This window comes from Nitrospirillum amazonense (assembly GCF_007828045.1).
GTDB classification, from domain to species: Bacteria; Pseudomonadota; Alphaproteobacteria; order Azospirillales; family Azospirillaceae; genus Nitrospirillum; species Nitrospirillum amazonense_C.
Genome location: NZ_VITN01000027.1, coordinates 1 through 22,316 on the forward strand (window position 1 = coordinate 1; position 22,316 = coordinate 22,316).

The window sequence follows — 22,316 nt, forward strand, 5'->3', positions numbered from 1 at the left end:
ATCTGGTCGTACGCGGTGAACGTCGCGCCACCGGTCTCAGCCAGCACCTTCGTGATCGCAGCCGTCAGCGACGTCTTGCCATGGTCAACGTGACCGATCGTGCCGATGTTGCAGTGCGGCTTGGTGCGCTCGAATTTCGCCTTGGCCATGGTCTTATCCGCCTTTGCCTGACAGTCTGAAGTTAAGCTTTAGGATTTCGCGTGGAGCTTCGTACTGGAGCGGGTGAGGGGAATCGAACCCCCGTCGTAAGCTTGGAAGGCTTCTGCTCTACCATTGAGCTACACCCGCCTAAGTCTCTGCCGCCCCATACCCCGGAACTGCTTCGCGCACGCGGGGAGCCAGTAAACCCACCCCTCATCCCTGGGGGGCGGTTTTACCGGCAAAGTGGTGGAAGGGGTAGGATTCGAACCTACGTACGCTAACGCGGGCAGATTTACAGTCTGCTGCCTTTAACCACTCGGCCACCCTTCCGTCGCCGCGTGTCCGACCGGGGTCGAAAACGGTGGACAGGTGGGTAGGCGTTTCGACCCCCTCCTGTCAACGGGGAAATGTTGGTTGGGCGAAAAGACTAGGCGGCAACCGTGCCATGCCCTGCGGAAACCAGTGGCAACCCTGCACCGCTTGGCGCTAAGGATGGCATCATGAAGCGATCTGGATTTTCCAACCAGGGTGGTTCCCGCTCCGGCGGCAACGGCCCCTCCTCCCCCAATTCCCCGCGCCCGCCCCGCGAGGGCGGCCGCCCGGGCGCGTCCACGCCGCGCGGCCAGGGTGAACGTCCGCGCGCGCAGGAGGCACGTGCCGACGGCGCGCCGCGCGCCGAGGGACGGGCCGAGGGACGCGGTGAGCCCCGGGGCGGCGCCAAGAAGCCCGCGGCCCCCAAGGCCACGCCCAAGCCCGGCATGCTCTATGGCCAGCACCCGGTGGTGGCCGCCTGGACCAATCCCGAGCGGCGCTGCAAGGCCCTGCTGGCCACGCCGGCGGGCCTGGAGCTGATGACCGAGGCCTTCGCCCAGGCCAAGGCCGCCGGCCTGGCCCGGCCCGAGCCCACGATCGTGGAGCGCGAGGCGCTGGACCGCCTGCTGCCGGCCGGTGCCGTGCACCAGGGCCTGGTGCTGGACGCCAGCCCCCTGCCCGAGCTGGACATCGCCGACGTCGCCCGCGCCTGCGGGGAGACGGATATGGTGGTGGTGCTGGACCAGGTGACCGATCCGCACAACGTGGGCGCCATCCTGCGCTCCGCCGCCGCCTTCGGCGCCAAGGCCGTCATCGTCCAGGACCGGCACGCGCCGGAGGTGACGGGCGTGCTCGCCAAAACCGCCTCGGGCGCGCTGGAGGTGGTTCCCCTGGTGCGGGTGACCAACCTGTCCCGGGCCTTGACCGAATTGCAGGACGGCGGATTCTTCTGCGTCGGCCTGGCCGAATCAGGCCCCAAGCCTCTGCACGCGCTGGATTTCCCGGGCCGCGTGGCCGTCGTCATGGGCTCGGAGGGGGACGGCCTGCGCCGCCTGACCATGGAACGCTGCGACGCGCTGGCCCATCTACCGACCCAGCCCCCCATCGGCAGCCTGAATGTGTCGAACGCGGCCGCCGTGGCGCTTTACGAGGTCGCGCGGCGACGCTAAGGTCTGCCCGCATTCGGCGCCCCGGCCTTTCCGGGGTGCCCCCTGGGACGCCGGCTTAGCTCAGTTGGTAGAGCAACCGCCTTGTAAGCGGTAGGTCGCGAGTTCAAGTCTCGCAGCCGGCACCAGTTTTCCGCCCACCGGCGTCAGCGAATCACATACGGCTTGTGGCCCAGATCCAGCCCGACATTACTCTCGGGCACGTCGTTGAAGCTGCGGTAGTGGGTGCCGGGGCCGCCGACATATTCGGCCAGCGCGTCGTCGTTCACGTAGTAGACGGCCTGCGAGCGGTAGATGTAGTAGCCGTCCCGGCTGATGGAGACGGTCAGCATCAGTTCGGTCGAGGTCTCCTCCACCGTGGCGCGGGCGGTGTCCAGCGCCAGGCCGCCGGCCGCCGCCGTGATCCCCCAGGGCATGGCGTCCAGCAAGACCTTGCCCACGGCCACACCGGCGCCGAGGGCCGTCAGCGGGCCGGGCACGGTGTGGTTGGCGTTGGTGAACTTGGGATGGGCGATAGCGTTGGCGTCGATGGCAACCGCCACCACGTCGGGCTTGGGCTCCATGGCCACGGCGTGGCCGTTCTGGACGAAGGCCGTGGTCAGCGCCTGCTGGAAGGCATCGGCGAAGGGGGTGTCGCTGTGCCGCGTCAGATAGATCTGGACCGGCGGTTTTTGCCCCGTCTGCTCCTGCAGATAGGCGGAAACTGCCGAGGCCACGTCCTTGGCCACGATCACCCAATGGGCCGCCGTTTCCATCTTGTACTGCGGCGGCGTCAGGAAGGCGGCCGCCATGGGCCGCTCCGAACAGCCGGACACCAGGCCGCCCGCCAGCAGCAGACCGCCAAACGCCGCCATGGGTAGGGTGCGAAGATGGATTGATAGGCGGGACCGGAGGGCGGCGCGGGACATGGGAGTCATTTCTGGCGGCTCGATTCTAGCGGGGGAGCCGCCACCGGACGGCCCCCACCAGTCATCACAGCAAACCACGTGCCAGGTTTATGCTTGGTTTCCGGGGCCCCCGGACATCACGACGGCGGCGTGACGATGGTCAGCGCGGTGTCGTCGCCCTTGGCGCGTTCCGCATCGGGGGCCTGGCCCAGCACCTGGAAGCACAGCGTCTCGGCGATGTTGGTCGCGTGGTCGCCGATACGCTCCAGGTTCTTCGCGGCGAACATCAGGTGGGTGCAGGCGGTGATGCGCTGCGGCGCTTCCATCATATAGGTCAGCAGCTCGCGGAACAGGGCGGTGTAGGCCAGGTCCACCTCGTTATCCGCCTCGCGCACGGCCAGCGCCGCCGCCGCGTCGGCATCGGCATACGCCGTCACCACCCGGGTCAGCATGTCGTTGGCGGCGTCACCGATGCGGCGCAGCGAGCGGGTCAGCTCCACCTCCGGCATCTGGTTCAGGGCGAGCGAGCGCTTGGCCACGTTGGCGGCGAAGTCGCCGATGCGTTCCAGGTTGTTGGCGATCTTCAGCGCCGCCACCACCTCACGCAGGTCCCGGCCCACCGGGGCCCGCAGCGCCAGCAGCTTCAGCGTCTGGTTTTCGATCTGCTGCTCCAGGGCATCGACCTGGGCGTCGTCGGCCATGACGGCGGCGGCCAGATCGCCGTCACGCTCCAAAGTCGCCTTCAATGCCCGGCTCAGCTGTGTGGAAGCCAACCGTCCCATGTGAGTGATGGTGCGGTGCAGCTGGGCCAGTTCCTCGTCATAGGACGCCACGATATGGCCGGTCGACATTGGCTCTTGTTCCTTGAAAGCGATAAACGGCGAAAACGATGAACGGAGGCATGCCCGGAAGGGGCAGCCCAGGATCGATATTACCGGGACCTTAAAGGACCACGGCCTCCAATTCCGACCGGGTCCCGCCCCCTTTACCCGCAGCGCCGGCTGCAGATTCACGGCCTAGCTTGTCCAATGTGCCGCCAGCGTCAATGTTTTCTTAGCAAAGGGATAGGATGTTTAGTTGTAACCAGCCCGAAAGAAATACAGACTGCCCGCAAATTTGTGAACGCTGCTGAGGGGCCCAATCGGGGCATGACACCGCACGAACTGATCGCCGTCCTGGAAAAGCATGATCGCTGGCTGAAGCGGAAGACCGGCGGCGCGCGCGCCATGCTGCCCCTGGTCGACCTGCAGGGCGCCAGCTTCGTCGGCATGAACCTGCAATCGGCCAAGCTGTCGGGCGCCAACCTCACCGGCTGCGACTTCACCACCGCCAACCTCAGCATGGCCGACCTGTTCGCCGCCAAGCTGACCCGCGCCGTCCTGATCAACGCCAACCTGTACCGCGCCGACCTGCGCGGCGCCCACATGCGCGGCGCCCGCCTGAAAGGCGCCATCCTGCGTGAGGCCGACTTGCGCGGCGGCGCACTGCTGGACCGCCGGGGGCCCGGCCAGGTCAGCATGCAGCAATCCGACCTGCGCGGCGCGGACATGGACGACGCCCTGCTGTCCAGCGCCAACCTGGCGGGCGCCGACCTCAGCGAGACCAGCATGGTGGGGGCCGATTGCTCAGGCGCGCAGCTGTCGGGCTGCAACCTGGCCAAGTCGGTGCTGAAGTCGGCCAACTTCACCAATTGCGACATGCGCGGCGTGAACCTGTCGGGCAGCAACCTGACGGGCGCCGTGCTGCGGGACTGTCGCCTGACCGGCGCCAGCCTGGCCGGCGCCATCCTGATGAACGCCGACCTGACGGGCGCCAACCTGGACGGCGTCGACCTGACGGGCGTGGACACCACCGGCGCCAATCTGGCGCGTGGTTCGGAAAACTTCTCGGAGAAGATCCAGAAGGCGCTGGGCCACCATCGCACCTGGATACTCAGCAACGGCGCCAAGGGCATCCGGGCGGAACTGGCGGCCGAAGACCTGAGCCACATCGACCTGAAGGGCGTGAACCTCAGCGGCGCCGACCTCAAGGGTGCCAAGATGGTGGGCGCCAAGCTGCGCGATTCCATGTTCATCATGTCGGACTTGGCCGGGGCCGATCTGCGCGGCGCCGACCTGACGGGCGCCACCCTGGACGGCGTCAGCCTGCGCGGCACCGACCTGACGGGCGCCAAGCTGGACGGGGCCGAGATCGGTTCTGTCGACATCAAGGGGCCGGACGGCCGCCCCATCGGCCGGCTGTGGCCCGCCAACCTGGCCGACGCCCTGTTGCTGAAGGCCAGCCTGCAGCGCGCCAACCTGCGCAGCGCCAACCTGTCGGGCGCCGACCTGCGCGGCGCCGACCTGTCCGGCGCCAACCTGATCGACGCCAACCTGCGCGGCGCCCAGCTGGAGGGCGCCATCCTGGACGGCGCCGCCATGCCCGCCCAGATCGACGACGACGACGAATAAGCGCCGCCATCGGAGCGATGACCTACCGCTGTAGTACAGGTGGGGTGACGCCGCGGTCATCGCCGTGACGGTCTGCCGCCCGGTCGATTCCGCGCGACCGATGCGAATCGGCCATGCGCTGGAACCGGGCCCAACCCGCACCATTTAAGGCCCAACGGCGCGCTAGTGCCTGTCACGAAGACGGTTATCATAGGCCCGGTTTCAGAATGGGTTGCTGAAGGAAGGGAGTGCGCGATGCGACAGGTGACGGTGGCGGCCACCCAAACGTGGTGCGACTGGAACAAGGGGGGCAACATCGACCGGGTGGAGGCGCTGGTGCGCCGCGCCGCGGCCCAGGGCGCCCAGATCATCCTGCCGCAGGAACTGTTCGAGACGCCCTACTTCTGCATCAACCAGAAGGCCGCGCATTTCGCCCATGCGGCCCCGGCGGAGGGCCATCCCGTGCTGGCCCGCTTCAGCGCCCTGGCCCGCGAGCTGCAGGTAGTCCTGCCCACCAGCTTCTTCGAGCGGGCGGGCAACGCCTACTTCAACTCCCTGGCCATGATCGACGCCGACGGCAGCATCCTGGGCATTTACCGCAAGAGCCACATCCCCGACGGCCCGGGCTATCAGGAGAAGTTCTACTTCAGCCCCGGCGACACCGGCTTCCAGGTCTACAAGACCCGCTACGCCACCATCGGGACCGCCATCTGTTGGGACCAATGGTTCCCGGAGGCCGCGCGCGTCATGGCCCTGCAGGGGGCGGAGATCCTGTTCTACCCCACCGCCATCGGGTCGGAGCCGCAGGACCCCACCCTGGATAGCCGTGACCATTGGCAGCGGGTCATGCAGGGCCATGCCGGCGCCAATCTGGTGCCGCTGGTGGCCAGCAACCGCGTGGGCACCGAGCCGGACGACGACCGGTCCATCACCTTCTATGGCTCCTCCTTCATCGCCGGCCCCAAGGGCGAGAAGGTGGCAGAAGCGAATCGCGAGGAGGAGATGGTGCTGACCGCCACCTTCGACTTGGACGAAATCGCGAAGGTCCGTTCCTCCTGGGGGGTGTTCCGCGACCGCCGGCCGGAACTCTATGCGCCCCTGTTGACCCTGGATGGACGCACACGCAGGGGTTGATGGCAAATCCTTGCCAATTCGGTAGGCAAATGGCGCGTTAACCAACAATAACCATTACAAATGTGTCATGCATTGGCCTCAACTGCCGCATCCTCAGATAAATCCTTTTGCCAAGGGCGATTCTGCGATAAATGAGGGGTGGCAGTTGTTAAATTGAGGTCAATACAAATGGGTGCTCAAAAGAGCTCTGTGACCGGTACCCTTGCGTCCGCGTACTCACTTTCCAAGCGTGGCGAGGGTCCCAATCCTATCGATATCCATGTCGGCAATCGCTTGCGCTTGCGCCGTACTTTGCTGGGTCTGAGCCAGGAAATCCTGGGTGAGGCCGTGGGCATCACGTTCCAGCAGCTGCAAAAGTACGAGCGGGGCATGAACCGCATCAGCGCCAGCCGGCTGTTCAACCTTTCCCAGGTGCTGGGTGTGCCCGTCGGGTACTTCTTCGAAGACCTGCCGGCGACCGAGCAGGCCACGCGCATCGCGCTGGGCAGCGAGGAAGGCGAGACCATGGCCCGGCGCGAGACGCTGGAGTTGGTGCGCGCCTATTACCGCGTGCCGGACGGCGCCGTGCGCCGCCGCGCGTTCGATCTGCTGAAGGCCCTCGGCGGCGACGTTCGGGAAGCTGAAGACGCCTAAAGCCTGAAAGCGTCACGTTTTTTCAGGTATAGTGCCGACCGCCGGATGGCCCCCATCCGGCGGTTGCCTTTTGAGGCCCTCTCACCCGCGGATGCCGGAATGCCGCTGACCACCGAAGATATCCTCCTGGACCATGGCTTTCCGGGCACCCACCGGGCCGTGACCGTCCATCGCTTCGGCCCGGCACGCACCGACGCCTCCGCCCCGCGCCCCAAGGCCTACATCCAGGCGGCCCTGCACGCCGACGAGATCCCCGGGCTGCTGGTGGCGCAGCACCTGCTGGCTCGGCTGAAGGCCGCCGACGCGGAAGGCCGCGTGCGGGGCGACATCATCCTGGTGCCCTACGCCAACCCCATCGGCCTGTCGCAAGCCGTGCTGGGCACGGCCATCGGCCGCTTCGCCCTCAGCAGCGGCGTCAACTTCAACCGTGACTTCCCCGACCTGGCCGCCCCCGTGGCCGACCAAGTGCTGGGCCGCCTGGGGCCTGACGCCGCCGCCAACGTCGTCCTGGTACGCCGGGCCGCCCTGGCCGCCATCGCCGCCTGGGAAACGGCGACCGAAGCCGACAGCCTGCGCAAGATCCTGATGGGCCTGGCCATCGACGCGGACCTGGTGCTGGACCTGCATTGCGACAGCGAGGCCCTGGTCCACGCCTACACCGGCACCGAATCGTGGCCCGACGCCACCGACGTGATGGCGGAGTTGGGTTGCCGCGCCGTCTTCCTGGCGCTGGAGTCCGGTGGCAACCCCTTTGACGAGGCCTGTTCCGGGCTGTGGTGGCGCCTGCGCAACCGCCTGACCGCCGGCCTGTCGGGCGCGGTGCCGCCCCTGCCCGCCGCCTGCCTGGCCGCCACCATCGAGCTGCGCGGCCGCCGCGACGTGGATGATGCCCTGGCCGCGGCCGACGCCGACGCGCTGGTGCGCGTGCTGACCCGGCGCGGCCTGCTGGCGGGCGACGCGGGCGCGGCACCCGCCCCCGCCTGCCAGGCGACGCCGCTGGCCGGGGTGGACCGCGTGCGCGCCCCCGTGGCCGGGGTCGTCCTCTACACCGTGGCGCTGGGCGACACCGTGACCGTGGGCCAGACGGTGGCGGAGGTGGTGGACCCCGTCACCGGCATCCGCCATCCCGCCCGCGCCCGCGCCCCGGGAATCGTCTGGGCCCGGGCTGAACAGCGCTACACCGCCGCCGGTGCCATCATTACCAGCATCGCCGGCGACCGCCCCTTGGCCGAGGAAGGCAGCGGCCTGCTGACGGCCCGCTGACCTCTTCGGCCGCCCCCTTCCTGATAATGGCCCCCTTCCCGTCCACGCGGGCGGCCCTTGCCCCTGGGCCAGGTTCCAGGGAAAGTGGCGGCGGGAGAAGCCCCCGTCGCGTGAGCGACGGGATTGAGTCAGCGCGGGGATATCATGGTGCGGGGATTTCGGGCGGCGCTGGCCGCCTTCATGTTGGCTGGGCTGATGGCGATACTGTCGGCGCCGGCGGAGGCCGCCTGGTACACCGGGCGCAACATCACCGTCGATCAGACGGCCGATGATACGGTCATCGCCTTGGGGCGCAACGTCCAGCTCAACAGCACGGTGGCCGGCAGCGCCATCCTGATCAGCTCCACCGCCACGGTCAGCGGCACGGTGGCCGACAGCCTGATCGTGATGTCGGGCAGCACCACCCTGACGGGCCAGGTGGGCGGCGATGTCGTGCTGGTGGCCGGCAACATCGACATGCAGAAGGGTTCCGTCGTGTCCGGCGACGCCACCCTGCTGGGGGGCGAGGTCACGCTGAACGGCACGGTGGCGGGCGATGTGGCCGTCAAGGGCGGCGAGCTGACGGTGGCCGGCACCATCATGGGCGACGTCGACGCCACCTCTGGCAAGCTGATCCTGCAGCCCGGCGCCCATATCATGGGCGACGTCACCTTCAGCGGCGGCCACGCACTGGAGCTGCCGGCCGGCGCCCATATCGAGGGTAAGGTGCAATACAAGGGCGACGGCATGGAACGCCACCGCCACCGGGACCGGGATGAAGACGCCGACACGGACGGCGGCAACGACACCCGCGGCCACCACCACAGCGGCTGGCACATTTGGATGCCCTGGTTCGGCGGCATCGGCATGATCAGCTTCGCCGTCGGCATGCTGCTGGTGGGCGCGGTGCTTTACATCCTGTTCCCCGGCGCCGTCACCAACGTGGCCGCCGGGATCGCCGGCGATCCCGGCCCGGCGGCGGTGAAGGGCCTGGTGCTGCTGGTCGCGGTGCCGCTGTTCAGCCTGTTCTGCCTGATCACCATCATCGGCATCCCGGTGGCCCTGGTGCTGGGCTTCGCCTACGTCCTGGCGTTGATGGTGGCGATGCCTCTGGCCGGCTTCGCCCTGGCCGACATGGTGACCCAGCGCCGCGGCCCACCGGTCAGCCCGGGCGACCGCATCCGCCGCTATGCCCTGGTGGTCCTGATCCTGGCCGTGCTGCAGTTGATCCCCTTCGTGGGCGGGCTGGTGAAGGTCGGCCTGCTGATGATGGGCCTGGGCGGCTTGGTCAGCCACCTGCGCCGCCGGGGGCCGGTAGCGGCCTACTGAGCCGCCGGGGGCCGCCTACTGGGCCGCCACCGCGTTAGGGCATTGATGGGGGCGGCCCTGGTCCATCGCCGCCCGCAGCGCCTGCCCCTCCGCCAGGATGTCGGACAGACGCACTTGGCCCAGCGCCGCCTCCAGCGCCGCGCTGGCCCGGTTCAGGGCACCGGTGATGGCCCGGTTGGCCATACGCTCCACCGCGCATGCCACATGGCCGTCGCTGGGGCCAATGGTGAAGACCGACGCCGTCTCCAGCGCCTGGTGCACATCCAGCAGGGTGAGATTTTCCAAGGGCCGCGTCAGGCGCCAGCCGCCGCGCGGCCCCTTTTCCGAGGCGACATAGCCCCGGTCGCGCAGGCCCGCCATGGTCCGGCGCACCACCACCGGGTTCGTGTTCAGCATGCGGGCGATGGTGTCCGACGTGGCCGCCCCATCGTTGAAGGCCATGTGGACCAGGACATGCGCCATGCGCGCCAGCCGCGAATCCTTGCTCACAACCCTGACCTTTCCTGGTGACGGCCCAATCTAGCGGCTGCCACCCCTATTCGCAACGGTCACAGTGGCGTGTCTTGACGGCGCGGCCAGAATCGTAATAGCCAGAGTTACGTTTCATTCCCAGGAGCCTCACCATGCCCAACTCCATGATGCGATATGATGTCCTGATCATCGGCGGCAGCTACGCCGGCCTATCGGCCGCCCTGCAGCTAGGCCGTGCCCGCCGCCGTGTGCTGGTGATCGACGCCGGCCAGCGCCGCAACCGCTTTGCCCACGCCTCCCATGGCTTCCTGGGCCAGGACGGCGTGGCCCCCGGGCAGATCATCGCCACCGCCCGGGCGCAGCTGGCGCACTACACCACCGTGGAGATTCGGGAAGGGGCCGCCACCGGCGTGAAGGGTGACGAGCACGGCTTCGTGGTGGAGACCGCCGCCGATCCCGTCAGCGGCGCTCGCCTGATCCTGGCCGGCGGGGTGACCGACAGCCTGCCCGAGGTGCCGGGCCTGGCGGAGCGCTGGGGCCGCCACGTCTTCCACTGCCCCTATTGCCACGGGTATGAGCTGAACCAGGGCCCCATCGGCGTTCTGGCCACGGGACCGGTGTCCCTGCACCATGCCCAGATGCTGCCCGACTGGGGGCCCACCACCCTGTTCCTGAACGGCGCGGTCGATCCCCATGCCGCCGAGCTGGCGGATCTGGCGCGTCGCGGCGTGACGGTGGAGCGCACCCCCGTGGCCGGCTTCTTCGATGAGGGCGCCGACCTGCGCCTGGCCGATGGCCGCACCATTCCCCTGACCGGCGTCTTCACCCTGGCCCGCACCCACATCACCGGCCCCCTGGCCACCGAACTGGGCGTGGACATCGAGGAGGGGCCGCTGGGCCAATGCATCCAGGTGGACGCCATGCAGCAGACCAGCGTCGCCGGTGTGTTCGCCTGTGGCGACGTGGCGCGCCTGGCAGGTTCCGTCCCCCTGGCGGTGGCCAGCGGCGCCATGGCCGGCGTGGCCGCCCACCGCTCGCTGATCTTCACGGCATGAGGTTTGTCACGAGGCTCGGCGCACTAATGCACGTCCCCGAGCGTAGCGATTAGGCCACGACCGCGGCCGCTGGAGATTTGCGGGTAGCATAGCGGACCGCAAAACGAGGAGCGGCGGGGGGGATGCCCGCCGCACTCAGTATAAAGCCCGTTTGCCGGGCGGGCGGCGCGGCAACGTTGTTTCCCGGCGCAGGGTGGCGTAGGCGGCGGCGACCCGGGCGGCCACCGCCGCGTTGTTCAGCAACAGGGCGCGGTTGGCCACCAGGCTGGCGCCTTCCGTCAATTCCTCCAGGCGGGCCAGCAGGAAAGGTGTCAGATCCTTGCCGCGCACGCCCTGCCCCTCGGCCTCTGCCACCGCCAGGCGGATGGCCTGCTCGATGGCCTCGGCATCCAGGGCCGCCTCTTCCGGGATGGGCACGGCGATGAGGACGCCGCCATTCAAGCCCAGCTGCCATTTGGCGCGCAGGATGCGGGCCACGTCGTCCGCCGAATCACAGCGGCTGTCGACCGGCAGGTTGCATTGGGCGGTGTAAAAGGCGGGGAAGTTGTCCGTGCCATAGCCGACCACGGGCACGCCCCGCGTCTCCAGGTACTCCAGCGTCTTGGGCAGGTCCAGGATGGCTTTGGCGCCGGCGCAGACCACGGCCACGTCGGTGCGGGCCAGTTCCTCCAGGTCGGCGGAGATGTCCAGCGTCGTCTCCGCCCCCCGGTGCACGCCGCCGATGCCCCCGGTGGCGAAGACGGAGATGCCGGCCAGGCGGGCGGCGATCATGGTGGCGGCCACGGTGGTGGCGCCGTCACCGCCGGCCGCCAGCACCAGGGGCAGGTCACGCCGGCTCACCTTGCGGATGCCGCCGGCGGCCAGGCGCTCGAAATCCTCCGCCTCCAGGCCGATGCGGATGCGGCCGTCCAGGATGGCGATGGTGGCGGGTACGGCGCCGTTGGCCCGTACCGTCGCCTCCATGGCCTTGGCGGCCTCGATATTGGCGGGATAGGGCAGCCCGTGGCTGATCACCGTGGATTCCAGGGCCACGACGGCGCGCCCGGCCTTGATGGCCGCCGCGATCTCCCCCTTGATCACGCAATAGTCCAGCATGCCCGCCCCCTTTGTCGATGCCCTCAAGCGCCGGGCGCGGCCATCTGGCCGCTTGGCTTGCTCGGTAGCATGAGCGCGTTACAGCACCGCCGCCAGCCGCCGGATCAATTCGGCGGCACCGGCCGCCGCCGCCCGGCAGAAGGCGGGAAAGTCCATATGGCTGTCGGCCCCGGCCAGGTCGCTGAGACTGCGCACCACCAGGTAGGGCACGCCCCAGCGCGTCGCCACCTGGGCCACGGACGCGCCCTCCATCTCCACCGCCTGCGCCGCGAAGGTGCGGAACAGCCGGTCGCGCGAGGTTTCGCAGTTCAGGAACTGGTCGCCCGTCAGCACGGTTCCGAAATGAATGCCGGGCACCCGCGCTTCCCCGCCCGTGGCCTCCGCCGACAGGGCCGGCAGCACCAGGCCGTCCAGGGCCGCGCGGGCCTTGGCCTCAAGTCCCTGATCCAGGTCATAACCGTGGGCCTCGTCGAAGCCCGGCAGGGGCGGCACCCCCGGCTGGTAAACCTTCAGCTCACCCTTCGCCAGGGCGCCGTAGTCATGCTGCACCAGGCGGGTCGCCACCACCACGTCGCCGATGGCCAGGGCCGGGTCCACGCCGCCGGCCACGCCGGAAAACAGCAGGGCACGGCAACCGAACACCTGCAACAGCAGGGTGGAGACGACCGCGGCGTTGACCTTGCCGATGCCGGCCTCCACCAGCACCACCTGGCGGCCGTCCATGCTGCCCTGCTGGAAGGTGAAGCCCGCGATGTCGCGTGTGCTCTCCGCCCGGAAATGCGCGCCGAAATGGGCGATTTCCTCGGGGATGGCGCAAATCAGCCCCAGCGGGCCGCCCTTCTGCTCGATCATGTCGGACTTCATCCCATTATTCGCACTGGAGCCTAGCAGCATCCTATTGGGCGCCGGGCCTGAACCTCATATATCCTGAGGGCATGCCGCCTGTCGCGCCAATCTCTGTTCCAGGGCCAGATCCAGAGCTGTTGCCCGCCAACATCGCGGGGTGGTTCGCCCATCGCGGCTGGACACCGCACGCCCATCAGCTGGAGATGTTGCGCGCCGCCCAGCGGGGGGACCATACCCTGCTGATCGCCCCCACCGGCGGCGGCAAGACGCTGGCGGGATTCCTGCCCAGCCTGATCGAGCTGTCGGAACGCCCGCGCGAGGGGCTGCACACCCTCTACATCTCCCCCCTCAAGGCGCTGGCGGTGGACATCGCCCGCAACCTGGAACAGCCGGTGGCGGAGCTGCGCCTGCCCATCCGGGTGGAGACGCGCACCGGCGACACGCCGGAGGCCAAGCGCCGCCGCCAGCGCGCCCACCCGCCGCAGATCCTGATGACCACGGTGGAAAGCCTGGCGCTGCTGCTGTCGTATCCCGAGGCGGCAACGCTGTTCGGCACCCTGCGCACCGTCATCGTGGATGAGCTGCACGCCCTGGCCGGCAGCAAGCGCGGCGACCTGCTGGCCCTGCACCTGGCGCGGCTGGGCAGCCTGGCGCCCAGCGCCCGCCGGGTGGGCCTGTCCGCCACGGTGGCCCATCCCCAAGCGCTGGCCGACTATCTGGCCCTGCCCCACCATCCGGTCGCCCCCGCGACCCCGGTCAACATCGTGCGCGGCGCCCCCGGCGCGCCGGCGGAGGTGGGCATCCTGCTGACCATGGAGATCCCCTGGGGCGGGCACATGGCGCTGCAGACCATGCCGGACGTCTATGAGCAGGTGAAGGCCTGCGGCACCACCCTGATCTTCGTGAACACCCGCGCCCAGGCCGAACTGGTGTTCCAGGAGCTGTGGCGGGTGAATGCCGACGCCCTGCCCATCGCCCTGCACCACGGCAGCCTATCGACCGAGCAGCGCCGCAAGGTCGAGGCGGCCATGGCGCGGGGCGCCCTGCGCGCCGTGGTCGCCACCAGCTCCCTGGACCTGGGCATCGACTGGGCCGCCGTGGACCTGGTGGTGCAGATCGGCGCACCCAAGGGCGTCAGCCGCCTGCTGCAGCGCATCGGCCGCGCCAACCACCGCATCGACCTGACCTCCCGCGCCCTGCTCGTTCCCGCCAACCGGTTCGAGGTGCTGGAGTGCAAGGCCGCCATCGACGCCGTCCACGCCGGCACCCTGGACGGCGACCCGCCGCGCCCCGGCGGGCTGGAGGTGCTGGCCCAGCACGTTGTGGGCACCGCCTGCGCCGGGCCCTTCGACGCGGAGCACCTGTTCACCGAGGTCACCAGCTGCGCGCCTTACGCCCATCTCACCCGGGAGCGGTTCGAGCAGATCATGGATTTCGTCGCCACCGGCGGCTACGCCCTTCGGGCCTATGAACGCTTCCAGCGCCTGCGCCGGCGGGAGGATGGGCTGTGGCAGCTGGCCAACTACCAGGTGGCGCGGCAGTACCGCCTGAACGTCGGCACCATCGTGGAAGAACCGACGGTCAAGGTCCGTATGTCCAATGGCGGGTCCATCGGCGATGTGGAGGAATATTTCATCCAGGGCCTGGTGCCGGGCGACACCTTCATCTTCGGCGGCCAGCTGCTGCGCTTCGTCGGCATGCGCGACAACGCCGCCATCGTGGTCAAGGGCGGCCAGGGCCAGCCCAAGGTGCCGGTCTATGCCGGCGGCCGCCTGCCCCTGACCACCCACCTGGCCGACCGGGTGCGCGCCATGCTGGCCGACCCCGGCCAATGGCGCGACTTGCCGGCGGAGGTGGCGGAATGGCTGCGCATCCAGCGTTATGTCTCGGCGCTGCCCGACCGCACCGGCCTGCTGGTGGAAACCTTCCCGCGCGGCGGCAAGGAGTTCCTGGTGGCCTATACCTTCGAGGGCCGCAACGCCCACCAGACCCTGGGCATGCTGCTGACCCGCCGCATGGAGCGGCTGGGCCTGCACCCGCTGGGGTTTGTCGCCACCGATTATGTCCTGGCCATCTGGTCGCTGAGCACCGCCACCGACATGGACGCCCTGTTCGCGGAGGACATGCTGGGCGACGACCTGGAGGAATGGATGGACGAGTCCAGCATGCTGCGCCGGACCTTCCAAACCGTGGCCACCATCGCCGGCACGCTGGAGCGCCGCCACCCGGGCGAGGAGAAGACCAAGCGCCAGATGACCGTCAGCGCCGACCTGATCTACGACGTGCTGCGCCGCCACGACCCCGGCCACCTGCTGCTGCAGGCCACCCGCGCCGAGGCCGCCGCCGGCCTGACTGACGTGCGCCGCCTGGCCGACATGCTGGCCCGCGTGAAGGGGCACATCCGCCACATGGCGCTGGACCGCATCTCCCCCCTGGCCGTGCCCGTGCTGCTGGAGATCGGCCGCGTCATGGTGGGCGGCCGGGCGGACGAGGTGCTGTTGCAGGAAGCGGCCGAGGAACTGGCGGCCGAAGCCCTGCCCAAGACCATGCGCCAAGGCCAGGGGCTGTTGCCGTTCTGAGGCGGTAGACGCCAAAACGGCGCGGGATCGCTCCCGCGCCGTTTGGAACCATAGTTGCCGCCCGCGTCAGCCGACGTTGGACGGATGGCTGTCGTAGGCGTCTATGACGCGGGTGGTGTAGACCAGCGCGGCGCCGGCGCCGATGGCCACGGCCACACCCAGGGCCTCGGCGATTTCCTCCTTGGTCGCGCCATTCTTGATGGCGGCGTCGGTGTGGACGGTGATACAGCCGTCGCACTTCACGCTCACGGCCACCGCCAGGGCGATCAGCTCGCGGGTCTTGGCGTCCAGGTGGTTGGTGTGCTGGCCGGCGCCGCTGATGGTGACGTAGCCCTTCACCGTGTCGGGGCTGAGTTTGGCATAGGCACCGACGCCGGCGCCAATCTGCTGACGATACTGGTTCCAATCGAGCATCATGATCTGCTTCCTTTCATCCGCGGGGCGCTATCGGGTGAAGCGCCGTCCGGTGTGCGTTTCGATGAGGGAAAGGTAGCGCCGGCCCGCCCGCCGCTGAATGCCCGGGCGGATCGAGGTCGTGACCGGCAGGATCAACGTTGGCTGGATGAAGCAAAGTCGATGGACGACGATCGCAACGATGTGCTGAGCGCGCTGGCCCCCCTGATCCAGGTGCGCCCGCAGGTGGAGCAGCGCTGCCTGTTCGGGCCCGGCTGGTCGGCCCCGCACGGGCGGGAACCCCTCGGTCTGGCGCCCTTCCACATCGTGGCGGCGGGCAAGGCCCAGGTGCTGCTGCCCGACCTGGACCGGACGCTGGACCTGAGCGGCGGCGATGTCCTGTTGTTGCCCCATGGCGCGCGGCACACGGTGCGTACCGCCGGCGCCCCGGCCGACGCCACAACAAGACTGGAGCGTCACGACAACGGCGTGGTGGAGGTGCGGCGGACCAGCGACCTGTCCGGCGGCGCCTCTCCCGCCCCGGCCCTGGACCTGATCTGCGGGCGATTCGCCTTTGAGCGCGTGGCCGACAACCCGCTCCTGGCCCTGTTGCCGGAAGCAGTGCACCTGCGCGGCGGCGGGCGGCACCTGGCCCGCTTGGTGGAAACCATCCGTGATGAGGTGGCCGCCCCCCGCCCCGGCGCCCGCGCCATCGCCACCGATCTGGCCCGCGCCCTGTTCACCATGATCCTGCGCGGACACCTGGAGGATCACGGCGAGGGCACGGAGGTGGCGGGACTGCTGGCCCGCCCGGCGACCGCCCGGGTGGTGGCGGCCCTGGTGGGCGACCCCGCCCGGCCCTGGAGCCTGGACGAACTGGCGGACCAGGCCCATCTATCCCGCGCCAGCCTGGTGCGCGCCTTCCGCGCCGCCGGTGCCCCCGCCCCGCTGACCTTCCTGGCCCAGGTACGCATGACGCTGGCCGTGCGCCACCTGGTGGCCGAGGGTCTGTCGCTGGCGGAAACGGCGGCCCGCGTGGGCTATGAATCGGAAAGCGCGTTCAGCCGCGCCTTCAAACGCCATTACAATGCCGCCCCCGGGGATTACCGGGACGCGGCGCGCGCCTGACTGAAGGGGATCTTTTTCGCATGAACGCCCGTTTCGGCACCGGCAGCACCGGCGACCAGACCAGCCTGACCGTCAACGGGGCCGTGGTGCTGGCGGACGCCAGCGGCGCCCTGTTCTGGCCGGACCGGGGCCTGCTGGTGGTGGCCGACCTGCACCTGGAAAAGGGCACGGCCTTCGCCGGGCGCGGCACCCTGCTGCCCCCCTACGATACCGCGGCCACCCTGGCGCGGCTGGAGGCTACCTGCCGCCGCCTGGCGCCGCGGCGCGTCCTATGCCTGGGTGACAGCTTCCATGACCAGCGCGCGGGCGCCCGCGTGTCGGCGGACGACGGCCGGCGCCTGGCGGCCCTGATCCAGGGCCATGAGTGGCTATGGGTGGTGGGCAACCATGATCCGGCCCCGCCGCCGGATTGGGGCGGCCGAGTGGTGGACGATTGGGTGGAGGGCCCGCTGGTCTTCCGCCATGAAGCGCAGGACGTCACCCCGGCGGGGGAGATCTCCGGCCACTACCACCCCAAGGCCAGCGTGCCCACGCGGGCGCGGCGGGTGGGGGGGCGCTGCTTCATCACCGACGGGCATCGCCTGGTGCTGCCGGCCTTCGGCGCCTACACCGGCGGGCTGGACGTGCGCGAGGCGGCCCTGCGCCGCCTGTTCCCCGGCGCCTTCAACATCGTGCTGCTGCATCGCGATCGCGGCTACGCCTTCCACTCGACCCACATCCTGGGGCCTGACCTGGCGAATACCGGCACATATTGACAGGGTCCCAAAAAGGAAACGGGCGGCCCGGGGATGGGGGGACCCGGGCCGCCCTTAGGTCGTCCGCTGAACGCGCTTTGGGGGGTGCGCAGCCAGGCCGGGATGGGGGAACCGGTACACTGGATCATCGAGCGGACACTGTTTCAAATAGGATCCCCGCTGGGAAAAACAAGCACGCCAATACATCAGTATAGGGTGGGGAATAGATTTCGCCCGGGGTGATCCACCGGATGGACGGGTACGTATCTTACGTCATATGCGGTTCGTCCTGCGACGTTCCGTCCAACATCCTGCCAAAACCCGCGCCAGCCCTGCGGCCAGCCCCGAATGTCCCCTTTTTTCTTGCCCGCTATTGTAGCGCTCACACCACGCCGGCACGCCGGCGCATGCCTGTCATCTGCAGAAATGCTAGGGTTCGCCTGATGTCCGCCGCCCCGAAGCCGCCCGTCATCGTCTGGTTCCGTCAAGATCTGCGCCTGGCCGACAACCCCGCGTTGGGCCGCGCCGTCCAATCCGGCAAGCCGGTGGTGCCAGTCTACATCCTGGACGACCACACGCCGGGACCGTGGGCGCCGGGGGGCGCGTCGCGCTGGTGGCTGCACCACAGCCTGGCGGCCCTGTCCGGGGCGTTGGGCGACCTGGGCTGCCCCCTCATCCTGCGGCGGGGTCGCGCGGACGTGGCGCTGCATGCCCTGGTGCGGGAGACGGGGGCGGAAGCGGTGGTGTGGAACCGCTGCTACGAGCCCCACGCCATAGCCCGCGACAGCGCGCTGAAAGCCGACCTCAAGGCCGAGGGCGTCGCCGTCGACAGCTTCAATGCAGCCCTGCTGGCGGAACCGTGGACGGTGAAGACCGGCACGGGCGGCCCCTACAAGGTGTTCACCCCCTTCTGGAAGGCCGTGCGGGAGGGATTGGACCCGGGGCTGCCCGAACCCGCCCCCCGGCACCTGGCCGCCCTGCCCACGCCGCCCGACAGCGACCGGCTGGAGGATTGGGGCCTGCTTCCCACCAGGCCCGACTGGGCGGGGGGCCTGCGCGACAGCTGGACACCCGGCGAAGCGGGCGCGCGACAGCGTCTGGAGGATTTCCTGGTCCAGGCCGTGGCACGGTACCCCGAGGGGCGCGACTACCCGGCGCAGCCGCTGACGTCCCACCTGTCCCCCCATTTGCACCACGGCGAGATCTCCCCCCGCCAGATCTGGGCGGCCGCGCGGACCCATGGTACCGCCCCCCGGGGCGCCCAGGGGGGGATGGACGGCGTGGACTCGTTCCTGCGCGAACTGGGGTGGCGCGAGTTCTGCCACCACCTGCTCTATCATTTCCCCTTCCTGCCTGAACGCCCCTTGAATCCGAAGTTCGAGGCCTTCGCCTGGGATGACAACGCTGGCCATCTGGCGGCGTGGCAACGCGGCCTCACGGGCTACCCCATCGTCGATGCCGGGATGCGGGAACTGTGGGCCACCGGCTGGATGCACAACCGGGTGCGCATGGTGGTGGGGTCCTTCCTGGTGAAGCACCTGCTGTTGCCCTGGACCGCCGGCCAGGCCTGGTTCTGGGACACGCTGGTGGACGCGAACCTGGCCAACAACGCCGCCGGCTGGCAATGGATCGCCGGCTGCGGTGCCGACGCCGCCCCCTATTTCCGCGTGTTCAACCCGGTGCTGCAGGGGGAGAAGTTCGACGCCCGGGGGGACTATGTGCGCCGCTGGGTGCCCGAGCTGGCGCGCCTGCCCGACCGCGTGCTGCACCAGCCCTGGACTGCCGATCCCATCACCCTGCGGGCGGCCGGCGTGCGCCTGGGCCACGACTACCCCTACCCGGTGGTGGAGCACAAGGCGGCGCGGCAGCGGGCGCTGGACACCTTCGCGGCGATCAGGGACGACAACGATTGACCTCTGGGGTTAAATGCCGATGCGAGATCAGATGGATGACCAGGGACCCGCGATTGACGCGGGCAGCGGGAGCGCGGGTATGAAGATCGCCGTCATCGGCGCCGGCATCACGGGCATGAGCTGCGCCTGGCTGTTGGCGCGGCAGGGCCATGACGTGACCCTGTTCGAGCAGAACAGCTATCTGGGCGGCCACTCCAACACGGTGGACGTGCCCGGTCGCGGCGCCCATCCCATGCCCGTGGACACCGGCTTCATCGTCTACAACGCCGCGACATATCCCAACCTGGTGGCGTTGTTCGAGCATCTGGACGTGCCCACCCAGGCGTCCGACATGTCCTTCGCCGTCACCCTGGACCGGGGCAAGCTGGAATATTCCGGCACCAACCTGGCCGGCATGTTCGCACAAAAGCGCAACCTGCTGTCGCCCACCTACCACTTGATGCTGCGCGACATCCTGCGCTTCTACAAGACGGCCCCGGCGCTGCTGGACCAGCCCTCGGCCGCCGCCATGACGCTGGGCGAATACCTGGTGGCGCAGCGTTATGGCCATCGCTTCATCTATGACCACCTGCTGCCCATGGGCGCGGCCATCTGGTCCTCCACCATCGGGGAGATGCTGTCCTTCCCGGTGCAAAGCTTCGTGCGCTTCTTCTGCAACCACGGCCTGCTGAAGCTGAAGGAACGGCCGCAGTGGCGCACGGTCACAGGCGGCAGCCGCGCCTATGTCACCCGCCTGACCCGGTCGCTGGAAGGCCGCCTGCACACCGGCCGCGCCATCGTCGCCCTGCGGCGTTCCGGCGCCGCCGTGCTCATCCAGGACTCCCAGGGGTGGAGCGGCAGCTATGACCATGTCGTGCTGGCGACCCATGCCGACCAGGCCCTGGCCATGCTGCTGGACCCGTCGGAGGAGGAGCGGCGCATCCTGGGCGCCTTCCGCTATCAGATGAACCGGGCGGTGCTGCACCGCGACCCGCTGCTGATGCCCCGGCGCGCCAAGGCCTGGTCCAGCTGGAACTACAGCGCCCATTCCACCCGGGACCGCGACGCCAAGGTGTCCGTCACCTACTGGATGAATTTGCTGCAGGGGCTGGACAAGCGCGTGCCCCTGTTCGTCACCTTGAACCCCATCACCGAACCGCGCCCGTCGCTGAAGGTGCGGGAGTTCATCTACGACCATCCGCTGTTCGACCTGGCCGCCGCGACGGCGCAGCAGGAATTGGGCCTGATCCAGGGCACCCGCCGCACCTGGTTCTGCGGCGCCTATTGCGGCTATGGCTTCCATGAGGATGGCCTGTCCGCCGGCCTCGCGGTGGCCGAATCGCTGGGCGCCCAGCGGCCGTGGCAGGTCACCGACGCCTCCCCCGCCGGGCGCAACGCCCGACCGCGGGGCAGCGCCCGCCTGGCGGCGGCGGGGTAAGGGGGATGGTCCTGGTCCGCAAGCGCGTGAGGCGAATTACCACCCCGGCCTGATCGTCAGGCCGGACCGTGGCGTTCGCCCCATCCCTCGCGGTTCCCAAGGACATCATCCCATGACATCCCCCACACCCATGCTGCACCTGGTGTGCGGCAAGATCGCCGCCGGCAAGTCCACGCTCACAGCCACCCTGACGGCGGAACCCGGCACCATCCTACTGAGCGAGGACCAGTGGCTGGCCCGCCTGTATCCCGAGGAACTGGCCAGCGTCGCCGACTACATCCGGCTCAGCGCCCGCTTGCGCCAGGTCGTGGGCCCGCACGCCGTGGCCTTGCTGCGGGCCGGGCTGTCGGTGGTGCTGGACTTCCCCGCCAACACGCCCGGCTTGCGCCTATGGATGCGCGGCCTGTTCGAGGAAGCCGGCGCCGCCCATACCCTGCATTACCTGGAGGTGCCCGACGAGATCTGCCGCCAGCGCCTGCGCGCCCGCAACGCCGCCGGCGGCCACGACTTCGCCGCCACCGACGCGGAGTTCGACGCCATCACCCGCTACTTCGTCCCGCCGGATGAAGCGGAAGGCTTCATGATCGTACGCTACCCCTAAACTCAGCCCGCCAGGAAGTCCGCGATGGCCCGGCCCAGGTCGGGCTTGGTCACCGCGCTCATGTGGTCGCCGGGGATTTCGACGTAGCGGGCGTTGGGCAGGGCCGCGACCAGGTCGGACGCGGACCCGTTGTCCTGGTCCTGGGCGCCGGCGGTGATGAGAATGGGCAGGTCCAGGCCGGCCAGCACGCCCGGCGGGGTATCGACGAAGGTCTCCAGGACGTTCAGCAGGGCGACGGGATCGCCGCCGACCGTCTTCAGGAAGGCCTCCGCCATCCATTCCGGCGTGCCGCGTTCGAAGGTGCCCAGGTTGGTCAGGATGCGGCGGAAGTGCTCCCCCCGGCCGGCGGTATGGGTCAGGCCGGCCAGGCCCATGCCGGCGCAGATGGCGCGGGCCGGGGTGGCGCCGCGCGCCAGCATGCGCATGGTGGTGCGCCCGCCCAGGGAATAGCCGCCCAGGTCATAGTCGGTCAGGCCCAGATGCTCCACCAGCGCCAGGCCGTCGTCGGCCAGCACGTCGGGCGGGTAGGCCGACACCTCATGCGGCTTGGCACTGTCGCCGTGGGCCCGCAGATCGGGCATGATGACACGGTAGCCGCGCTCCGCGATGCGGGCGGCGTGACCGTACTTCAGCCAGTTGACCGTGGCGGTGGAGAAATAGCCGTGGATCAGCACCAGCGGCCGGCCTTGACCCAGTTCGCGGTAGGCCAGGCGCTGGCCGTCGCGGCCGAAGAAATGCTGAACGGCGATGTCGGAGGAGGCCACGATGGTGCATCCGGCGTTGGGAAAGGTCAGGTCCCAAAACTATCGCC

General features: G+C 69.3%; 21 protein-coding genes and 3 tRNA genes. 14 read left to right on the forward strand and 10 right to left on the reverse strand.

The window, feature by feature from the left end; genetic code table 11:
- From FBZ89_RS26740 to FBZ89_RS26750, 3 genes are all read right to left on the reverse strand, one after another.
- The coding region (locus FBZ89_RS26740) for a GTP-binding protein (protein WP_246172597.1) at positions 1-149 on the reverse strand (149 nt) is incomplete at its 3' end.
- A gap of 65 nt (positions 150-214) precedes the next feature.
- Positions 215-288 (reverse strand) — tRNA-Gly (locus FBZ89_RS26745).
- A gap of 97 nt (positions 289-385) precedes the next feature.
- Positions 386-471: transfer RNA gene (locus FBZ89_RS26750), tRNA-Tyr, on the reverse strand.
- A gap of 170 nt (positions 472-641) precedes the next feature.
- Here FBZ89_RS26750 and rlmB point away from each other — a divergent pair.
- Together rlmB and FBZ89_RS26760 are read left to right on the forward strand one after the other, a co-directional pair.
- Positions 642-1,622, forward strand: a complete 981-nt coding sequence (gene rlmB / locus FBZ89_RS26755) for a 23S rRNA (guanosine(2251)-2'-O)-methyltransferase RlmB (protein WP_145753746.1) — start codon at positions 642-644, stop codon at positions 1,620-1,622.
- Positions 1,623-1,671: 49 nt separating this feature from the next.
- Positions 1,672-1,747: transfer RNA gene (locus FBZ89_RS26760), tRNA-Thr, on the forward strand.
- An 18-nt stretch (positions 1,748-1,765) separates the two neighbouring features.
- Here FBZ89_RS26760 and FBZ89_RS26765 read toward each other — a convergent pair.
- Positions 1,766-2,527 carry a hypothetical protein gene (locus FBZ89_RS26765; protein ID WP_145753748.1) on the reverse strand — a complete coding sequence of 254 codons (762 nt, stop codon included), beginning with the start codon at positions 2,525-2,527 and terminating at the stop codon, positions 1,766-1,768.
- Between the two features lie 116 nt (positions 2,528-2,643).
- Positions 2,644-3,357 (reverse strand): phosphate signaling complex protein PhoU, encoded by a 714-nt coding sequence (gene phoU / locus FBZ89_RS26770; RefSeq protein WP_145753750.1) that lies wholly within the window; start codon positions 3,355-3,357, stop codon positions 2,644-2,646.
- 297 nt (positions 3,358-3,654) lie between these two features.
- Here phoU and FBZ89_RS26775 point away from each other — a divergent pair, with 297 nt between their 5' ends.
- From FBZ89_RS26775 to FBZ89_RS26795, 5 genes are all read left to right on the forward strand, one after another.
- The gene (locus FBZ89_RS26775; RefSeq protein ID WP_088870996.1) at positions 3,655-4,956 is read left to right on the forward strand and encodes a pentapeptide repeat-containing protein; all 1,302 of its coding nucleotides are present in this window, start codon (positions 3,655-3,657) and stop codon (positions 4,954-4,956) included.
- A 234-nt stretch (positions 4,957-5,190) separates the two neighbouring features.
- A complete protein-coding gene (gene aguB / locus FBZ89_RS26780; RefSeq protein WP_145753752.1) occupies positions 5,191-6,069 on the forward strand; it encodes an N-carbamoylputrescine amidase in 879 nt (292 codons plus the stop codon).
- A 168-nt stretch (positions 6,070-6,237) separates the two neighbouring features.
- Positions 6,238-6,702 carry a helix-turn-helix domain-containing protein gene (locus FBZ89_RS26785; RefSeq protein WP_040848567.1) on the forward strand — a complete coding sequence of 155 codons (465 nt, stop codon included), beginning with the start codon at positions 6,238-6,240 and terminating at the stop codon, positions 6,700-6,702.
- A gap of 99 nt (positions 6,703-6,801) precedes the next feature.
- On the forward strand, positions 6,802-7,965 hold the full coding sequence (locus FBZ89_RS26790; protein ID WP_186457603.1) for a succinylglutamate desuccinylase/aspartoacylase family protein: 1,164 nt from the start codon (positions 6,802-6,804) through the stop codon (positions 7,963-7,965).
- Positions 7,966-8,109: 144 nt separating this feature from the next.
- Positions 8,110-9,273, forward strand: a complete 1,164-nt coding sequence (locus tag FBZ89_RS26795; protein WP_145753756.1) for a bactofilin family protein — start codon at positions 8,110-8,112, stop codon at positions 9,271-9,273.
- A 15-nt stretch (positions 9,274-9,288) separates the two neighbouring features.
- Here FBZ89_RS26795 and FBZ89_RS26800 read toward each other — a convergent pair whose 3' ends face one another.
- Positions 9,289-9,762, reverse strand: a complete 474-nt coding sequence (locus FBZ89_RS26800) for an Rrf2 family transcriptional regulator (protein WP_145753758.1) — start codon at positions 9,760-9,762, stop codon at positions 9,289-9,291.
- A gap of 134 nt (positions 9,763-9,896) precedes the next feature.
- On the opposite strand from FBZ89_RS26800, the gene FBZ89_RS26805 reads away from it, so the two are divergent.
- The gene (locus FBZ89_RS26805) at positions 9,897-10,799 is read left to right on the forward strand and encodes an NAD(P)/FAD-dependent oxidoreductase (RefSeq protein WP_246172605.1); all 903 of its coding nucleotides are present in this window, start codon (positions 9,897-9,899) and stop codon (positions 10,797-10,799) included.
- Between the two features lie 135 nt (positions 10,800-10,934).
- On the opposite strand, the gene FBZ89_RS26810 is transcribed toward FBZ89_RS26805, so the two are convergent.
- On the reverse strand, positions 10,935-11,894 hold the full coding sequence (locus FBZ89_RS26810) for a pseudouridine-5'-phosphate glycosidase (protein ID WP_145753759.1): 960 nt from the start codon (positions 11,892-11,894) through the stop codon (positions 10,935-10,937).
- A 78-nt stretch (positions 11,895-11,972) separates the two neighbouring features.
- The gene (locus FBZ89_RS26815; RefSeq protein ID WP_211115366.1) at positions 11,973-12,758 is read right to left on the reverse strand and encodes a 5'-methylthioadenosine/adenosylhomocysteine nucleosidase; all 786 of its coding nucleotides are present in this window, start codon (positions 12,756-12,758) and stop codon (positions 11,973-11,975) included.
- A 71-nt stretch (positions 12,759-12,829) separates the two neighbouring features.
- On the opposite strand from FBZ89_RS26815, the gene FBZ89_RS26820 reads away from it, so the two are divergent.
- Entirely contained in the window at positions 12,830-15,319 is a 2,490-nt protein-coding gene (locus FBZ89_RS26820; RefSeq protein WP_145753763.1) for a ligase-associated DNA damage response DEXH box helicase, read from the forward strand.
- 66 nt (positions 15,320-15,385) lie between these two features.
- Here the strand turns inward: FBZ89_RS26820 and FBZ89_RS26825 are convergent, their stop codons facing one another.
- Entirely contained in the window at positions 15,386-15,736 is a 351-nt protein-coding gene (locus tag FBZ89_RS26825; RefSeq protein ID WP_425465981.1) for a carboxymuconolactone decarboxylase family protein, read from the reverse strand.
- Between the two features lie 159 nt (positions 15,737-15,895).
- Between FBZ89_RS26825 and FBZ89_RS26830 the strand changes: the two genes are divergently transcribed.
- From FBZ89_RS26830 to FBZ89_RS26850, 5 genes are all read left to right on the forward strand, one after another.
- Positions 15,896-16,840 carry an AraC family transcriptional regulator gene (locus FBZ89_RS26830; protein ID WP_145753765.1) on the forward strand — a complete coding sequence of 315 codons (945 nt, stop codon included), beginning with the start codon at positions 15,896-15,898 and terminating at the stop codon, positions 16,838-16,840.
- 20 nt (positions 16,841-16,860) lie between these two features.
- Positions 16,861-17,595 carry a ligase-associated DNA damage response endonuclease PdeM gene (gene pdeM, locus FBZ89_RS26835; RefSeq protein WP_145753766.1) on the forward strand — a complete coding sequence of 245 codons (735 nt, stop codon included), beginning with the start codon at positions 16,861-16,863 and terminating at the stop codon, positions 17,593-17,595.
- 422 nt (positions 17,596-18,017) lie between these two features.
- Positions 18,018-19,487, forward strand: a complete 1,470-nt coding sequence (locus FBZ89_RS26840) for a cryptochrome/photolyase family protein (RefSeq protein WP_145753768.1) — start codon at positions 18,018-18,020, stop codon at positions 19,485-19,487.
- A 79-nt stretch (positions 19,488-19,566) separates the two neighbouring features.
- Positions 19,567-20,904: an NAD(P)/FAD-dependent oxidoreductase gene (locus FBZ89_RS26845; protein ID WP_145753769.1), complete on the forward strand. Its 1,338-nt coding sequence runs from the start codon at positions 19,567-19,569 to the stop codon at positions 20,902-20,904.
- Between the two features lie 112 nt (positions 20,905-21,016).
- The gene (locus FBZ89_RS26850) at positions 21,017-21,505 is read left to right on the forward strand and encodes a P-loop nucleotide/nucleoside kinase family protein (protein ID WP_145753771.1); all 489 of its coding nucleotides are present in this window, start codon (positions 21,017-21,019) and stop codon (positions 21,503-21,505) included.
- A 2-nt stretch (positions 21,506-21,507) separates the two neighbouring features.
- Here the strand turns inward: FBZ89_RS26850 and FBZ89_RS26855 are convergent, their stop codons facing one another.
- The gene (locus FBZ89_RS26855) at positions 21,508-22,269 is read right to left on the reverse strand and encodes an alpha/beta fold hydrolase (RefSeq protein WP_145753773.1); all 762 of its coding nucleotides are present in this window, start codon (positions 22,267-22,269) and stop codon (positions 21,508-21,510) included.
- Positions 22,270-22,316: the final 47 nt, after the last annotated feature.

Excerpts from the sequence above, each read along its gene's own strand:
- FBZ89_RS26820 (WP_145753763.1), top strand. The coding sequence starts at position 12,830 with ATGCCGCCTGTCGCGCCAATCTCTGTTCCAGGGCCAGATCCAGAGCTG.
- FBZ89_RS26840 (WP_145753768.1), top strand. The coding sequence starts at position 18,018 with ATGTCCGCCGCCCCGAAGCCGCCCGTCATCGTCTGGTTCCGTCAAGAT.
- FBZ89_RS26805 (WP_246172605.1), top strand. The coding sequence starts at position 9,897 with ATGCCCAACTCCATGATGCGATATGATGTCCTGATCATCGGCGGCAGC.
- FBZ89_RS26825 (WP_425465981.1), bottom strand. The coding sequence starts at position 15,736 with ATGATGCTCGATTGGAACCAGTATCGTCAGCAGATTGGCGCCGGCGTC.
- FBZ89_RS26785 (WP_040848567.1), top strand. The coding sequence starts at position 6,238 with ATGGGTGCTCAAAAGAGCTCTGTGACCGGTACCCTTGCGTCCGCGTAC.
- pdeM (WP_145753766.1), top strand. The coding sequence starts at position 16,861 with ATGAACGCCCGTTTCGGCACCGGCAGCACCGGCGACCAGACCAGCCTG.
- phoU (WP_145753750.1), bottom strand. The coding sequence starts at position 3,357 with ATGTCGACCGGCCATATCGTGGCGTCCTATGACGAGGAACTGGCCCAG.
- rlmB (WP_145753746.1), top strand. The coding sequence starts at position 642 with ATGAAGCGATCTGGATTTTCCAACCAGGGTGGTTCCCGCTCCGGCGGC.
- FBZ89_RS26775 (WP_088870996.1), top strand. The coding sequence starts at position 3,655 with ATGACACCGCACGAACTGATCGCCGTCCTGGAAAAGCATGATCGCTGG.
- FBZ89_RS26810 (WP_145753759.1), bottom strand. The coding sequence starts at position 11,894 with ATGCTGGACTATTGCGTGATCAAGGGGGAGATCGCGGCGGCCATCAAG.
- FBZ89_RS26850 (WP_145753771.1), top strand. The coding sequence starts at position 21,017 with ATGACATCCCCCACACCCATGCTGCACCTGGTGTGCGGCAAGATCGCC.
- FBZ89_RS26845 (WP_145753769.1), top strand. The coding sequence starts at position 19,567 with ATGAAGATCGCCGTCATCGGCGCCGGCATCACGGGCATGAGCTGCGCC.
- FBZ89_RS26815 (WP_211115366.1), bottom strand. The coding sequence starts at position 12,758 with ATGAAGTCCGACATGATCGAGCAGAAGGGCGGCCCGCTGGGGCTGATT.
- FBZ89_RS26830 (WP_145753765.1), top strand. The coding sequence starts at position 15,896 with ATGGACGACGATCGCAACGATGTGCTGAGCGCGCTGGCCCCCCTGATC.
- FBZ89_RS26795 (WP_145753756.1), top strand. The coding sequence starts at position 8,110 with ATGGTGCGGGGATTTCGGGCGGCGCTGGCCGCCTTCATGTTGGCTGGG.
- FBZ89_RS26765 (WP_145753748.1), bottom strand. The coding sequence starts at position 2,527 with ATGTCCCGCGCCGCCCTCCGGTCCCGCCTATCAATCCATCTTCGCACC.
- aguB (WP_145753752.1), top strand. The coding sequence starts at position 5,191 with ATGCGACAGGTGACGGTGGCGGCCACCCAAACGTGGTGCGACTGGAAC.
- FBZ89_RS26790 (WP_186457603.1), top strand. The coding sequence starts at position 6,802 with ATGCCGCTGACCACCGAAGATATCCTCCTGGACCATGGCTTTCCGGGC.